The sequence below is a fragment of the Nocardioides cynanchi genome (genome assembly GCF_008761635.1).
Taxonomy (GTDB): domain Bacteria; phylum Actinomycetota; class Actinomycetes; order Propionibacteriales; family Nocardioidaceae; genus Nocardioides; species Nocardioides cynanchi.
The window spans coordinates 3,461,743-3,476,531 of the sequence record NZ_CP044344.1 but is presented as its reverse complement, the minus strand read 5'-3'; the positions used below and the strand labels follow the sequence as shown (position 1 = coordinate 3,476,531).

Genomic DNA, 14,789 nt, shown 5'->3' with positions numbered 1-14,789 from the left:
CCCGTGTTGCACGGGGGAAAGCCGCAGGTCAGCACACATGGGTATCGCGCCGGATCGACTTCTGCCGTCGAGCGTTCATCCGCTCCGCATCCACAGCCGCGCGCTGCGCGCGCTGCCGCTCACCGCGCTGGCCGCCGACGTCACGCTGGTGACCATCACGGTCCTGCTCGCTGCCTACAGCCGTAGCAAGCTCCTGCTCTTCGACTCGTCGCCGTCGCTCTCACAGTCGACCGGCGGGCCGACGCTCTCCGAGTCGGTCACCCTGATCGCGCTGCCCCTGATCATCGTCTGGATCGGGCTGATCGCGATCAAGGGGGGCTACGACCAGGGGGTCTTCGGCGCCGGCGCCGACGAGTACAAGTGCGTCGTCAACTCCAGTCTCCTCGCGGCCGCCCTGCTCGGCATCGGCTGCTACCTGACCAAGCTCGAGCTCTCCCGTGGGTTCTTCGTCTTCGCGTTCCTGATCGGGCCGCCGCTGCTGGTGCTCGGACGATTCGTCCTGCGCGGCTCGCTGCACCGGGCCCGGTCCCGGGGCGCCCTCGGGCAGCGCACGGTGATCATCGGCAGCAGCGACCACGTCGACGCCGTGGCCTCGGTCCTGGCCCGCGAGCCGTGGCTGGGCTACCACATCGCCGGCGCGCTGACTCCGGCCCACGAGATCGGTCACGAGACCCCCGGCGGCGTACCCGTCCTGGGCAGCGTCGACGAGACGGCCGCCCTGGTGCGTGCCTACGAGGCCGAGGTCGTCTTCGTCGTCGGTGGTGCGTTCAGCGACCCGAGCGCGATGCGCAACCTGGTCTGGGACCTCGAGCCCGACGAGGTCCAGGTGATCATGGCGCCGGGAGTCACCGAGGTCTCCAGCGAGCGGATCCGGGTCCGCCCCGTGGCCGGCCTGCCGCTGCTGCACATCGACCGGCCCCGCTCCCAGGACGCCCTGCGCTGGGCCAAGCGCACCTTCGACATCGTCGGCTCGGCCACCCTGCTGGCGGTCGTCTCGCCGCTGCTGCTGTGGACCGCGTGGCAGATCAAGCGCTTCGACGGTGGTCCGATCATGTTCCGGCAGACCCGGGTCGGCCGCGACGGTGACTACTTCACCTGCCTGAAGTTCCGCAGCATGGTGGTCGACGCCGAGGACATCCTGGCCGACCTGCATGCGCAGGCGGGCTACCACGAGGGACTCTTCAAGCTGGCCAGCGACCCTCGCGTCACCAAGCCGGGCAACTGGATCAGGCGCTACTCCATCGACGAGCTGCCCCAGCTGATCAACGTCCTGCGCGGTGACATGAGCCTGGTCGGCCCGCGCCCGCCGCTGCCCCTCGAGGTCGACCGCTACACCCTCACCCAGTCCCGTCGGCTGCGGGTCCGCCCCGGCATGACCGGGCTGTGGCAGGTCTCCGGCCGCTCCGACCTGTCGTGGTCCGAGGCGATCCGGCTCGACCTCTACTACGTCGACAACTGGTCGATGGTCCAGGACGTGATGATCCTGGCCCGCACCGTGGGAGCCGTGCTCAACTCCCGCGGGGCCTACTGACCCAGCCCCTCCTCCAGCAGGGCGGCGAGGTACGCGCCGTACCCGCTCGTGCTCAGCGCCTCGGCGCGGGCCCGCAGCCCGTCGTCGTCGAGGAAGCCCATCCGCCAGGCGACCTCCTCGGGGCAGCCGATCTTCAGGCCCTGCCGCTCCTCGATCGCCTGCACGAAGCTGCCGGCGGCGTGCAGCGACTCGACCGTGCCGGTGTCCAGCCAGGCCGTGCCTCGCTGCATCACCTCGACCTGGAGTCGACCCGCCTCGAGGTAGCGCCGGTTCAGGTCGGTGATCTCGAGCTCGCCGCGCGCCGAGGGCCGCAATGTGCGGGCCTCGTCGACGACGTCGCCGCCGTAGAAGTACAGCCCCGGTACGGCGTACCGGCTGCGCGGTCGAGCGGGCTTCTCCTCCAGCGAGGTGGCCCGGCCGTCGGCGCCGAAGGTCACCACGCCGTACGCCGACGGGTCGGCCACGCGGTAGCCGAAGATCGCCGCACCGTCGATGTCGGAGAAACGCCGCAGCTTCGAGCCGAGGCCCGGCCCGTAGAAGATGTTGTCGCCGAGCGCGAGCGCGACCGGCTCGCCGGCGATGTGGTCGGCACCGATCAGGAAGGCCTGGGCGAGGCCGTCCGGCGACGGTTGAACGGCGTAGCTGATCTCGATGCCGTACGGCGAGCCGTCACCGAGCAGCCGACGGAACGACTCTGACTCGTGGGGCGTGGTGATCACCAGGACCTCGCGGATCCCGGCGAGCATCAGGGTCGAGAGCGGGTAGTAGATCATCGGCTTGTCGTAGACCGGCACCAGCTGCTTGCTCACGGCCTGGGTGATCGGGTGGAGACGGGAGCCGGTCCCGCCGGCCAGGATGATGCCGCGCATGCCGGTCATCCTAGGGAAGCCGCTGGCCTAGGATCGGCCCATGGACCGCTTGCTCGTCACCGGCGGCGCCGGCTTCATCGGCGCCAACTTCGTCCGGCACGTGATCGAGCACACGGATGCGCGGGTGACCGTCCTCGACAAGCTGACCTACGCGGCCAGCCGTGAGGCTCTCGCCGACCTGCCGCCCGACCGGATCGACCTGGTCATCGGCGACGTCGCCGATGCCGGGCTGGTCGACCCGCTCGTGGCCGCGCACGACACCGTGGTCCACCTGGCCGCCGAGACCCACAACGACAGCTCCCTGGACGACCCCACGCCGTTCGTGATGACCAACGTGGTCGGCACCTTCACCCTGCTCCAGGCGGTGCGCAAGCACGACGTCCGGCTCCACCACGTGTCCACGGACGAGGTGTACGGCGACCTCGCGCTCGACGACCCGAAGCGCTTCACCGAGGACACGCCGTACCGACCGAGCAGCCCCTACTCCGCGACCAAGGCCGGCTCCGACCACCTGGTCCGGGCGTGGGTGCGCAGCTTCGGCCTGCGGGCGACGATCTCCAACTGCTCCAACAACTACGGGCACTGGCAGCACGTCGAGAAGTTCATCCCGCGCCAGATCACCGAGGTGCTCGAAGGGCGGCGCCCGCGGTTGTACGGCGACGGCCGCCAGGTCCGCGACTGGATCCACGCCGACGACCACAGCTCGGCCCTGGTCGCCATCCTCGAGCGCGGCCGGATCGGTGAGACCTACCTGGTCGGCGCCGACGGCGAGCGCAGCAACCGCGACGTCGTCCGCCTGCTCCTGCGCCTGATGGGACGCCCCGAGGACGACTTCGAGCTGGTCAACGACCGGGCCGGGCACGATGTCCGCTACGCCATCGAGTCCGGCAAGCTGCGTCTCGAGCTCGGCTGGCAGCCGCGCTTCTCCGACTTCGAGGCCGGGCTCTCCGACACGGTCGACTGGTACCGCTCGCACCGGCAGTGGTGGGCGCCGCACAAGCGGGCGACCGAGGCGGCGTACGCCGCGAAGGGTCAGTGATGGCCGGACCCGTCCTGGAGCAGACCGCGATCCCCGGGCTGCTCGTGCTGCGGCTCGACCTGCGCCGGGACGACCGCGGCTGGTTCGTCGAGTCCTGGCAGCGGGCCAAGATGACCGCGCTCGGGCTCCCGGACTTCGGTCCCGTGCAGGCCAACGTCGCCTTCAACGCGACCCGCGGCACGACGCGGGGCCTGCACGCCGAGCCGTGGGACAAGCTGGTCACCGTCGTCACCGGACGCGCGTACGGCGCCTGGGTGGACCTGCGTGACGGCGACACGTTCGGCACCACCCACACCGTCGACCTCGAGCCGGGCACGGCGGTCTTCGTGCCGCGCGGGGTGGGCAACGGCTACCAGACGCTCGAGGACGCCACGACCTACACCTACCTGGTCAACGACCACTGGCGCCCGGGCCCGGACTACCTCGCGGTGGACCTCGCGGACCCGGCGCTGGCGATCGCCTGGCCGGTCCCCCGGGCCGAGCAGACGCTGTCCGACCGCGACCGGTCGGCACCGCCGCTGACCGAGATCTCGCCGGTGCCGCGGCCGGCGCCCCTCGTCCTGGGCGCCGACGGGCAGCTGGGCCGCGCCCTGCTCGAGGCGCTCCCCGGGGCCCGGGGGGTGTCCAGGGCCGAGCTCGACGTGAGCGACCCTGACGGGCTCGAGGCGTGGTCCTGGGGGCAGCACGACCTGGTGCTCAACGCCGCGGCGTACACCGCCGTCGACCGTGCCGAGTCGCCCGACGGCCGGCGGTCGGCCTGGGCGGTCAACGCGGGCGCACCTGCTGCCCTGGCCCGCCTGTCGGCCCGGCACGGGTTCACGCTGGTCCACTACTCCAGCGACTACGTCTTCGACGGCACCCGTCCCGAGCACGACGAGGACGAGCCACTCTCACCACTCGGCGTCTACGGCCAGTCGAAGGCGGCCGGTGACCTCGCCGTCGCCGTTGCCCCCCGCCACTACCTGATCCGGACGTCGTGGGTGGTCGGCGAAGGAGCCAACTTCGTGCGGACCATGGCCCGCCTCGCCGACGCGGGGGTCTCGCCCTCGGTGGTCGCCGACCAGACAGGCCGGCTGAGCTTCGCCGACGAGATCGCCCGAGCGACCCGTCACCTGCTCGGCCGGCAGGCGCCGTACGGCACCTACCACGTCAGCAACGGTGGCCCGCCGATGTCGTGGGCCGAGGTGGCGCGCGAGGTGTTCCGGAGCCGCGGGCGCGATCCACGAGACGTGCGGGAGATCAGCACCGAGGAGTACGCCGCGGGGCGACCGGTCGCGCTCCGGCCGGCCAGCAGTCTCCTGTCGACGCGTCGGATCGAGGCGACCGGCTTCGAGCCCTCCGACGCGCGGACGGCGCTCCGGTCCTACGCGGCCTCGCTGGCCTGACCGACCACCGGAGGGGCCGTCGTCACCCCCGGCAGCTCAGCCCTGATGGCGCCGATGTCCGACGGCCGGCTCCAGCCCGACCGTGTCGTCGAGCTCGGCGAAGGGGTCCGACGAGCCTGACCGGCAACCGTCGGCGGAGGCCCGCGCCATCGCGTCGATCACGTCGCCGCGGCGGCCGCTGCCGCTCAGTGCGCCCACCAGGTCGAGATCGATCGCGTCGACCGGGACGTGGGAGATTAGCGCGTGCCACGGCCGGACGTCGCGAGGCTCGAGGTCGCCGAACAGGTCCTCGTGCAGCTTCTCGCCGTGCCGCAGGCCGGTGTACTCGATGCGCACCCGTCGGTGGTGCAGGGCGATCAGCCGGTTGACCACGTCGAGGATCTTCACCGGCTTGCCCATGTCGAGCACCAGGGCCTCACCGGGTCGGCCGATCGCTCCGGCCTGCACCACCAGCTGGCAGGCCTCCTCGATGGTCATGAAGTAGCGGGTCACGTCGGGGTCGGTCACAGTGATCGGGCCGCCGTTCGCGATCTGCTCGGCGAACGTCGTCAGCACCGAGCCCCGGCTGCCGAGCACGTTTCCGAAGCGGACCGAGAGGTAGCTGCGGTTCGCCGTACCGGCATAGGCGGCCGTGATCCGCTCCGCGAGCCGCTTGGAGTAGCCGAGCACGCTGATCGGGTTGGCTGCCTTGTCGGTGGAGATGTTCACGAGCCGGGACACGTCGGCCATGGCCGCGGCGGCGAGCACGTTCTCGGTGCCGACGACGTTGGTCTTCAGCGCCTCTCCGGGGTACTGCTCGAGCATCGGCAGATGCTTGAGCGCCGCGGCGTGGAAGACCACCTCGGGGCGCCGGGTCATGAAGATCTCGCGCACCGCGCGGGCGTCACGGATGTCGCAGAGCACGACGTCGCGACCGTCCAGCATCGCCCGTCCGGTCAGGGACAGCTGCACCGCGTGGAGCGCCGACTCGTCGCGGTCGAGCATGATCAGCTCCGACGGCCCGAACGCCGCGATCTGCCGGCAGAGCTCGGAACCGATCGAGCCGCCCGCGCCGGTGACGAGCACCCGCCGGCGGGTGATGTAGCCCGCGATCGACGCCACGTCGGTGTCGACCTGCTTGCGCCCGAGGAAGTCGCTCAGGTTGATGTCGCGGATGTCACGGATGCCGACGTCGTCGCGCAGCAGCTCGACCGCCGACGGGAGCACCTTGACCGGCACCCCGGCCGAGCGGCAGGAGTCCGCGATCCGCGAGATCAGGGCCGACGAGGCGCTCGGGATGGCCACCACCACGACCTCGGCCCGGAACCGCTCGATCAGCTCGGAGAGCCGCGCGATCTCGCCGAGCACCGGGACGCCGCGGACGCGAAGGTGACGCTTGGCCCGGTCGTCGTCCACGAAACCGACCGGGTGCCACTCGCTCCCGGCCTCACGCAGCATCGAGCCGACCAGGTCACGACCGGCGTCGCCGGCCCCGACCACCAACACTCGGGACGACGTGGGCGAGCCGCTCGCGGGCGGGCGCACCACGAGGGAGCGCCACACGCCTCGCCCGAGCCCGGCTGCCACCAGGAAGCACAGGGTCGCCCCGATCGGGACCGAGCGGGCAACGTAGACGTGCCCCAGGTTGCCGAAGAAGACCACGAGCCCCGACATCAGTGCCAGGGCGGTGATCAGCAGCATCTCCTCGAGGCTGGCGGTGGGAGCGCGTCCCGAGATGGTCCGCACCACCAGCGCCAGGGCGAAGTAGACGATCGCCAGGGCGGCCGCCATCACGGCTGCGTGGCGCCAGGGCGCCACCGAGGGATCTGTGTAGCGCAGGAGCGTCGCGACAGCCGTGGCCGCAGCCCAGGCCAGCGCGTCGTAACCCGCCTTCAGCACCAGGCGGAAACGCCGCAGAGCCTTGATCAGATCCATTGCCGAGAACAGCTCCTCACTCAATTACTACAGCGTCTGTGACATCGATTCCGTCACACGCCGGCACCGGATCGGTGCTCGTCGAACCGGATGTGGTGCGTCCTGTCGGATGCGTCACCGGGTAGAAAGGTTCAGTGGTAGACCCACACCGGCGAGCTGGTCACCTTGATCCGCTTCCCACGATGCGTACCCGACACCACTCCGGTCATCGACTGTACGTGTCGGGCTCCGGCCGGGGCAGGGACGGAAGTCCTGCCCGACGGGACCCAGTAGATCCAGCTCGTGCGACCGTTGCGAACCTGCGTGCAGGTGTAGACGTGGGAGTGGCGGGCCTGCTGGCAGCCCTTCGCCTTCTGGCCGGTCAGCCACTTCTGGACCCGGGAGTACGCCCGGCCGGCTGCACTGGGAGTCACCCCGTCGGACTGGACCATCTGGATGTCCAGCGAGGAGAACCGGTCCCAGCCCAGCCAGTAGACGCGCTGGATCCGGGCGGCGGCGTTCAGCACGTAGGTCCGGACGACGTACGACGCCTGCTTGCGGTCCGGTGAGTGCCCCGTGATCGGCTGGTTGCCGCCCACCACGCCGTAGTTGATCTCGACGTTCCACAGCGGCGCGGTCACCTTGTGCGAGGCCAGGATCCGGCGCGCCTTGCCGATCAGGGTCATCGAGTCCTCGGGGGAGCCGGTCGCCTTCGGGTAGGGGTCGAGGCCGATCGCGTCGAAGGAGGCGCCGATCCGCGTGCCGCCGACCTTCTGGGCGAAGAACTGGTCCATCCAGTGCCGCTCGTAGGAGAGCCGGAGCACCATGGCCGGAGACACCACCGTGGCGTGGCGAGCCGTCTGGTGGATGATCCGCGCGGCCGCGGCCACCCGTACCGCCAGCTCGTGGGGGGTGCCGGCCCAGTTCGAGACGATGTTGGCCTCGGGCCAGATCTCGTAGTCGATCCGGGTGCCGTACCGGTCGACGACCTTCTGCACGTAGCTCTTCCAGGCGGCCAGGTCCGGGACCGTGGCCCAGACCTGCGGGCTGCTCGGCGAGGCGGAGTAGAAGGCGGGGGTCTGCCCCAGCACGAGGAGCGGCTGGGCGCCGTTGCGGTGGGCCCGGCTGACGAGGGCGTCGAGGTGGCTGAAGTCCCACACGCCCGGCGAGGTCTCGAGGTCGGGCCAGTAGACGCCGTTGGTGGTCAGGTTCACCGCGCCCACCCGGGCCCGAGGGAAGGCGGTGGCGAGCTGCGGCGCGTGCATCCCGAAGAAGCGGGACGTGGTCGCTGCCGCCTTCGCGGGTGCGGCACCGGCCTGCACGGAATCGGCCGCCGGCCCGTGGGCCGTCGCCGGGCCGCACGCCTGGACCGCCAGGACCAGGGCCGCCGCCATGGCGGCGACACCGAGCCTGAGGGTCCGACGGCACGTGGTCGGTCCGTTGTGGTTCACAGTTCCCCGCATCCCGAGTCGTCGACACTAGCGGTGAGAAACGTTACCTGACCGGGGTGCCGACGGAGGAAACGCTGACCACGCGAGCAGCCCGGGCCCCGAGGACTCATGGCCCCCGGGGCCCGGGCGTCGCTCGGGCGATCTGCGGTCAGTCGCCGACCTTCGCGGCGGCGTCACCGACGGCCTTGGCGGCATTCGACGCGGTGGTCGTCGCCGAGGTGCGGGTGGCCTTCGCGCTGCTGCGGGCCGGGCTCTTCTTGGCCTTGGCCGTGGTCCGGCTCGCCGACTTCTTGGCGGTCGCGGCGGTCTTGGCGGCCTGCGTCTTGGTCGTCTTCGCCTTGGCGGAGGTGGTCTTCGCCGACGACACGGTCGCCTGGGTGGACTGCTGACGACGGATCCGACCCACGAGGGTCTCGCCGCGCTTGACCAGCTCGGCGTAGGTGTCACCGGCGGTGGCGACCTGCTCGTCGACCAGCTTCTGGAGCCGGGTCGGGAGGGCCAGCGCCTCGGCCTGGAGCTCCGCGACGCGCTTCTCGATCTGGGTGCGACGGGCCTGGGCGTCCTTGCCGAGGTTCTTGGTCAGGCTCTCGACCTGGAAGTCGGCGACCGACTTCTGCACCACGGTGACCCGCTTCTGCATGTCGGCCACGTAGTCGCGGACGGCCTCCACGACGCGGTCGGTCACGCCGACGCCGGCGTACAGCGGACGCGTGGCGGCCTCGGGGATCTGGTTGGTGATGTCGAACTTGGTCTTCGCCATGATCGGCTCCTTCTGGTGGTGGGATGGTCCGGCGGACGCCGGGTCGTTCAGGTGGCGTCCTGACCCGCGTTCAACGCGAGGAAGGACGCGTACACATCGAGCAGGGTCTGCTTCTGCCGCTCGGTCAGGGAGGAGTCCCCGAGGACCGCCAGCTCGACCGAGCCGCCGATGCCGTCGTCCGGGCTGACGATGCCGGCCCGGAGGTAGAGCTGCTCGGCCGAGATCCGCAGCGCCTTGGCCAGCTGCTGGAGCACCTCGGCCGACGGGCGGCGCAGACCGCGCTCGATCTGGCTCAGATAGGGGTTCGAAACACCCGTCTGCTCGGCGAGCTGACGGAGGGTGAGCCGGGCCGAGACCCGCTGCTCGCGCAAGTAGTCGCCGAGACTCTCGACGGTCTTGCCCACCTTGTTCTTTGCCACAGCTCCATTTTGCTAGCAGCAGTTAGCAAACTCAACTCCTGGCGAGGTGAGAGCACTCACACCTCGCCTGAAAGCCCAACAAAACATAGGCAATTGTCACGGGCTGCTTGCTAGCAGCTAGTAGCAGGCGCGGATCTCGCCCACCGGGACACCGCCGCCTAGCAGCGTGAGCACCCCGGTCCGGCGTACCGCCTCGGCGTCGACGGCCGGGTCGTCGAGCAGCCCGGGGGTACGACGCAGCGCTTCGGCCATCAGCACCGGCCGGACCCTGGCGGCGCCGTCGTCGGCCTTGAGGGCGAACGCACGACCGTCGCCGAGGGCGACGACGTAGCAGCACTCGGCGCCGGCCTTGCCGATCGCGCCGGGGATGGCCGTCAACAGGGCTCGTTCGTCGCGGTTGGTCCCCGACACGTAGGCGGGGTGGCTACGGATGGCGTCGGCGATCCGGGCACTCGCGGGGTCCGGCGCTCCGCTCCCGTCGACCCCGAGGGCGAGGGCCCGGAAGGCGCGGGCCAGGCCGGTCAGGGACGCCGAGAACAGGGGCGCACCGCAGCCGTCCACGGCGGTCACCGCGACCCGCTCACCGGTGAGCTCGCCGAAGGTCGCCGCCAATGCCTGCTGCAGCGGATGGTCGGCGTCGAGGTAGGTCGCGGTCGGCCAGCCGTTGGCCACGCAGGTCGCCAGCATCGCGGCGTGCTTGCCGGAGCAGTTCATCAGGACCGGCGCCCTCGAGCCCCCGTCGCGGATCAGCCGGTCACGGGCCTCGTCGTCGAGGGGGTAGTCCGGCGGCGTCCGCAGATCGGCCTCGGAGAGTCCGGCGGCCGTCAGGATCCGGCGTACGCCCTCGATGTGGAAGGGCTCCCCCGAGTGCGAGGCGCAGGCGAGGGCGAGCAGGTCCGGCGGCAGGTCGAGCCCGGCCCGGAGCATGCCGAGGGCCTGGACCGGCTTGTTGCAGGAGCGGGGCAGGATCGGGCTCGCGACGTCGCCGACCGCCCAGGCGACCGAGCCGTCGGGCTCCAGGGCGACCACGGAGCCGTAGTGATGGCCCTCGACGAAGCCGCTCCGGACGATCTCCGCGACCGGGACCACGGCACTCACCGCGGGCTCGCCGAACGGGGCGTGCGGTCGGAGCGGTGGAGGCGCGGATCGGCTGGCACCCGGTCAGGGTAACGGCGCTGGCAGGATGGTCCCGTGCCGATGCCCCAACACTGCCCGAGCCCCCGGGAGCTGGCCGACCTCGAGCTGCTCACCGGCGGGGCGTTCACTCCGGTCAGCGGCTTCAACGAGCCGGGTTCGCCGATCACCCTCGAGCTCCCCGAGGAGCTGCGCGGGCAGGAGGTCGAGCTGGTCGACCCCGAAGGGCTGCCATTGGCCCGGCTCTCGGCGGACGGCACGGTCGAGCCGCTCACCCACGCCCAGCACGGACCGTTCCGCCGGCTCCACCTGAGCCCGGCCCACGTGCGCGAGCAGTACGCCGGGTCCACCTTCGTCCCGGTCGTCGACGCGCTCACCACCGACGAGATCGACCGGCTCCGCGAGGTCGGCACGCCGGTCGTGCTGCTCGCGCTGACCGGACCGGGCACCCCGGAGCTCTCGACCGTGGCGCTGCTCCGGGCGTCGCTGGCGGCCGCCGGGCACCTGCCGGACGCCGCGGTGGTCGCCGTACCCCTCGCCTCACACGGCGACCCGTCGGTCGACCACGAGCTCGGGATCCACGTCGTGGCCGCCTACGCCGGACCCGACCCGGTGCTCGCCCTGGGCGACACCGACGGCGACTACCCCGAAGACATCGCGGCGATCGTCGAGGGCGACCAGCCGGGCCCGGACCGCCAGGGTCTCGTCCTGTTCTTCACCGGCCTCTCCGGCAGCGGCAAGTCGACCGTCGCCCAGGCGGTCATCGACTCCCTGCTCGAGCAGGGAGAGCGCAGCATCACCTCCCTGGACGGCGACGTCGTCCGCCGCAACCTCTCGGCCGGGCTGACCTTCAGCCGGGCCGATCGTGAGACCAACATCCGCCGGATCGGCTGGGTGGCGGCGGAGATCTCCCGGCACGGCGGGGTCGCGGTGTGCAGCCCGATCGCGCCGTTCGACCGGACCCGGCAGGACGTGCGAGCGATGACGGAGGCCGCCGGAGGGGCTTTCTTCCTGGTCCACGTCGCGACGCCGCTCGAGGAGTGCGAGCGCCGCGACCGCAAGGGCATGTACGCCAAGGCCCGGCGCGGCGAGATCCCCGACTTCACCGGGATCTCCTCCCCTTACGAGCCGCCCGACGACGCCGACCTGCGCATCGACACCACGGGCCGCTCCATCGAGGACTGCCGCGACGAGGTGCTCGATGCCCTGGTGGCGGCCGGCCGCGTGGCCGGCCCGGGCGGCCCGGTGGTCGAGCCGGCAACCTCGGTGGTCGAGCGGAGTCGAGACCACGACCCGGTGGTCGAGCCGGCAGCCTCGGTGGTCGAGCGGAGTCGAGACCAAGACCCGCTCCGCGTCCTCTTCGTGTGTACGGCGAACATCTGCCGCTCGCCGTACCTCGAGCTCCGCGCCCGTCAGCTGCTCGGGCCCGACTCGGGGGTGGAGGTGAGCAGCGCCGGGACCCACGGGTTCGACGCGTCACCGGTCAGCGACACCATGGCCGCGGAGTTCGCCCGGCACGGCACCGACGTGGAGGCCTTCCGCAGCCGAGCCGCGACCGGTGAGCTGGTCGACGCCGCCGACCTGGTGCTCACCGCCGAGGCGAGCCATCGGACCCGGCTGCTGGAGGACCGTCCGGCGGCGTTCCGGAAGATCTTCACGCTCGGGCAGTTCGTGGCCAGCGCCCAGGCGGCCGACCCGTCGCTGCGCGGCCGCGAGCTGATCGAGGCTCTTGCGAACCGGCGGGTCGCCGCCTCGCCGGCCCACGACATCGACGACCCCTACCGGCGTGGCCCCGAGGCTGCCCGGCGGGCCGCCGTCACCATGGAGGCACTGCTCGAGGTGGCCGTCGACCGGCTGCGGAGACCTGCACCGACCGACCGGACGAGCTGACCGCACAGACCCGTCCACGCGTCGCTCCCGACCGTCCGAGGAAGGACCACACCCATGGGTGACTGGCTCACCTCCGACTTCTTCTCCATCATCGGCGCCGGCTTCCTGGTCGGCATCGTCGTCGGCCTGACCGGGATGGGGGGCGGTGCCCTGATGACGCCTGCCCTGATCTTCCTCGGCGTCGGCAACGCCTCCGCCGTGGTCACCGCGGACCTGACGGCGGCCGCCGTGTCGAGGAGTGCCGGCGCGGTGACCCACGCGCGTCAGGGATCACCCAACATGACGCTCGCCAAGTGGCTCATCATCGGTTCGGTGCCGATGGCCCTGCTCGGGCCCTGGATCGTCCATCGAGTCGCGGGCGGGAGCCCCGCCTCGGTCGAGCGCCTGCTCATGGAGTGCATCGGCTTCGCTCTGCTGTTCGCAGCCACGACATACGCCCTCCGGCTCTACGTGAACCTCCGGCGCAACCGCGCCGACCGCCCGCGCGCGGACCCCGACCCTCGGATCCGACCGCTGGTCACGCTCGGGGTCGGCGCCCTCGGCGGACTGCTGGTCGGGATCACGAGTGTCGGCGCCGGGTCGGTGATCATGATCGCGCTGCTGATGCTCTACCCCGGGCTCTCGCCGATCCGGCTGGTCGGCACCGACCTGGTGCAGGCCGTTCCGCTCGTCCTGGCCGCCGCGCTCTCCAACATCATCATCAACGGGCTCGACTGGCACATCCTGATCCCGCTGGTGGTCGGGTCCACGCCCGGCACCGTGCTGGGGGCGCGCCTGGCGCCACGCGTCCCGCAGTCCTTCATCCGGCGCGGCATCGTCGTGGTGCTGACGATGTCGGGGGTGGCCCTGCTCGACAAGTCCGGCTGGGCTCCGCTGGGCGCGGGCAAGGACGACACACACACGATGGTCGTGGCCGGGGTGGGCGTGGCGATGCTCGTGCTCGTCCCGCTGGTCTGGGGTGTGATCCGGCGGACCGAGGGCCTGCCGATGTTCGGCGCACCGACCGTGGCCCAGCTCGAGGGCCAGCAGGGCGCCCCGAGCCCAGCCACAGCGCCGGGCGTCCAGACCGCCGGCACGCCGGCGGTCGACGGCGGCGACGCACCGGCCCACTAGGGGGCCGGGCCGAGGACTCCGGGAGACGATCGTCGTGCCCATGGCGCGGGGGTTTGCAACTAACTCGGGTCAAACTGTAGAGTTAGGTGTCTTACCCACCTTCTTCGAAGGATCGCGCCCATGGGTGACTGGCTCACTGCTTCGTTCTTCTCGATCATCGCTGCCGGCTTCTTCGTCGGCACCATCGTCGGCCTGACCGGCATGGGCGGTGGCGCCCTGATGACGCCCGCCCTGATCTTCCTCGGGGTCGGCGACGCCTCGACGGTGGTCACCGCCGACCTGACCGCTGCCGCGATCTACAAGACCGGTGGTGCGATCACGCACGCCAAGGAGGGGGCGCCCAACTGGACGCTCGCCCGCTGGCTGATCACCGGCTCGGTGCCCTTCGCGCTCGCGGGTCCCTGGATCATCCACCGGGTGGCCGGGTCCGCCGACCAGCTCGACACCCTGCTGAAGGAGTGCATCGGCTTCGCGCTGCTCTTCGCGGCTCTCACCTACGCCCTGCGGATCTACGTGAACCTGCGGCGCGTGCGCGGCGGCGGCCCCTCCGTGGATCCCGATCCCACGATCCGTCCCTTGGTCACCGTCGCCGTCGGCGCCCTCGGAGGCCTGCTGGTGGGAGTCACCAGCGTCGGCTCCGGGTCGGTGATCATGATCTCGCTGGTCATGCTCTACCCCGGGCTCTCCGCGCTCCGACTGGTCGGCACCGACCTCGTCCAGGCCGTGCCCCTCGTCATCGCCGCCGCCATCTCCAACATCATCCTGAACGGTCTCGACTGGCACATCCTGATCCCGCTGGTCATCGGCTCGCTGCCCGGCAGCATCCTCGGCAGCCGGATCGCTCCGCGGGTGCCCCAGTCCTACATCCGTCGAGGCATCGTGGTCGTGCTGACCATGTCGGGGCTCGCCCTGCTCGACAAGTCAGGCTGGGCGCCGCTCGGCGCCGGTGACGACCAGACGCATCCCGTGCTGATCGCCCTGGTCGGTGTCGCCATGATCGTCGTGATGCCGTTGATCTGGGGGCTTCTCCGCAAGGGCCAAGGCCTGCCGATGTTCGGCGCCCCGACGGTGGCCGAGCTGGACGGGCCGGTGCCCCTGCCCCCGGCGGAACCCTCGGGCATCGCCGGCACCGACGACCGACCACACGTGCCGTAGCCCGGTCACCCGGAGCGGGTGAGGGCGCGTCCACCGGAGCCGGTCGGGCGCCGCGGAAGCGTGGGTCTGGGGTGCGCGTCCCTATACTTTTCACTTCTGCCGTGAACATCTAGCGCGCGTCGCACACATCGCGGGCCGATCCTGACCCCA

General features: G+C 71.3%; 12 protein-coding genes. 6 read left to right on the top strand and 6 right to left on the bottom strand.

Annotation, left to right across the window (positions count from 1 at the left end; translation table 11 throughout):
• The first annotated feature begins 37 nt into the window (after window positions 1-37).
• On the top strand, window positions 38-1,531 hold the full coding sequence (locus tag E3N83_RS16820) for a sugar transferase (protein WP_151084299.1): 1,494 nt from the start codon (window positions 38-40) through the stop codon (window positions 1,529-1,531).
• Here the strand turns inward: E3N83_RS16820 and rfbA are convergent.
• On the bottom strand, window positions 1,525-2,400 hold the full coding sequence (gene rfbA, locus E3N83_RS16815) for a glucose-1-phosphate thymidylyltransferase RfbA (RefSeq protein ID WP_151084298.1): 876 nt from the start codon (window positions 2,398-2,400) through the stop codon (window positions 1,525-1,527). The two genes, E3N83_RS16820 and rfbA, sit on opposite strands and share 7 nt — an antisense overlap.
• Window positions 2,401-2,440: 40 nt before the next feature.
• Between rfbA and rfbB the strand changes: the two genes are divergently transcribed.
• Together rfbB and E3N83_RS16805 are read left to right on the top strand one after the other, a co-directional pair.
• Complete coding sequence (gene rfbB, locus E3N83_RS16810; protein ID WP_151084297.1) at window positions 2,441-3,439, top strand: dTDP-glucose 4,6-dehydratase; 999 nt, start codon at window positions 2,441-2,443, stop codon at window positions 3,437-3,439.
• Window positions 3,439-4,824: a sugar nucleotide-binding protein gene (locus E3N83_RS16805; protein WP_151084296.1), complete on the top strand. Its 1,386-nt coding sequence runs from the start codon at window positions 3,439-3,441 to the stop codon at window positions 4,822-4,824. The genes rfbB and E3N83_RS16805 overlap by 1 nt, the downstream gene beginning before the upstream one ends.
• A 36-nt stretch (window positions 4,825-4,860) precedes the next feature.
• Here E3N83_RS16805 and E3N83_RS16800 read toward each other — a convergent pair whose 3' ends face one another.
• The 5 genes from E3N83_RS16800 to E3N83_RS16780 form a co-directional block, all read right to left on the bottom strand.
• Window positions 4,861-6,762: a nucleoside-diphosphate sugar epimerase/dehydratase gene (locus tag E3N83_RS16800; protein WP_238342951.1), complete on the bottom strand. Its 1,902-nt coding sequence runs from the start codon at window positions 6,760-6,762 to the stop codon at window positions 4,861-4,863.
• A 107-nt stretch (window positions 6,763-6,869) separates the two neighbouring features.
• On the bottom strand, window positions 6,870-8,111 hold the full coding sequence (locus E3N83_RS16795; RefSeq protein ID WP_191907846.1) for a hypothetical protein: 1,242 nt from the start codon (window positions 8,109-8,111) through the stop codon (window positions 6,870-6,872).
• Window positions 8,112-8,316: 205 nt separating this feature from the next.
• Window positions 8,317-8,928 carry a hypothetical protein gene (locus E3N83_RS16790; RefSeq protein ID WP_151084293.1) on the bottom strand — a complete coding sequence of 204 codons (612 nt, stop codon included), beginning with the start codon at window positions 8,926-8,928 and terminating at the stop codon, window positions 8,317-8,319.
• A gap of 47 nt (window positions 8,929-8,975) precedes the next feature.
• Window positions 8,976-9,347 (bottom strand): helix-turn-helix domain-containing protein, encoded by a 372-nt coding sequence (locus E3N83_RS16785; protein WP_151084292.1) that lies wholly within the window; start codon window positions 9,345-9,347, stop codon window positions 8,976-8,978.
• A gap of 117 nt (window positions 9,348-9,464) precedes the next feature.
• Complete coding sequence (locus E3N83_RS16780; RefSeq protein ID WP_151084291.1) at window positions 9,465-10,445, bottom strand: asparaginase; 981 nt, start codon at window positions 10,443-10,445, stop codon at window positions 9,465-9,467.
• A 99-nt stretch (window positions 10,446-10,544) separates the two neighbouring features.
• Between E3N83_RS16780 and cysC the strand changes: the two genes are divergently transcribed.
• The 3 genes from cysC to E3N83_RS16765 all read left to right on the top strand — a co-directional run bounded on the left by cysC (window position 10,545) and on the right by E3N83_RS16765 (window position 14,639).
• Window positions 10,545-12,371, top strand: coding sequence for an adenylyl-sulfate kinase (gene cysC, locus E3N83_RS16775; protein WP_151085395.1), 1,827 nt, complete (start codon window positions 10,545-10,547; stop codon window positions 12,369-12,371).
• 54 nt (window positions 12,372-12,425) lie between these two features.
• Window positions 12,426-13,484, top strand: a complete 1,059-nt coding sequence (locus E3N83_RS16770) for a sulfite exporter TauE/SafE family protein (protein ID WP_151084290.1) — start codon at window positions 12,426-12,428, stop codon at window positions 13,482-13,484.
• Between the two features lie 120 nt (window positions 13,485-13,604).
• On the top strand, window positions 13,605-14,639 hold the full coding sequence (locus tag E3N83_RS16765; protein WP_151084289.1) for a sulfite exporter TauE/SafE family protein: 1,035 nt from the start codon (window positions 13,605-13,607) through the stop codon (window positions 14,637-14,639).
• Window positions 14,640-14,789 lie beyond the last annotated feature (150 nt).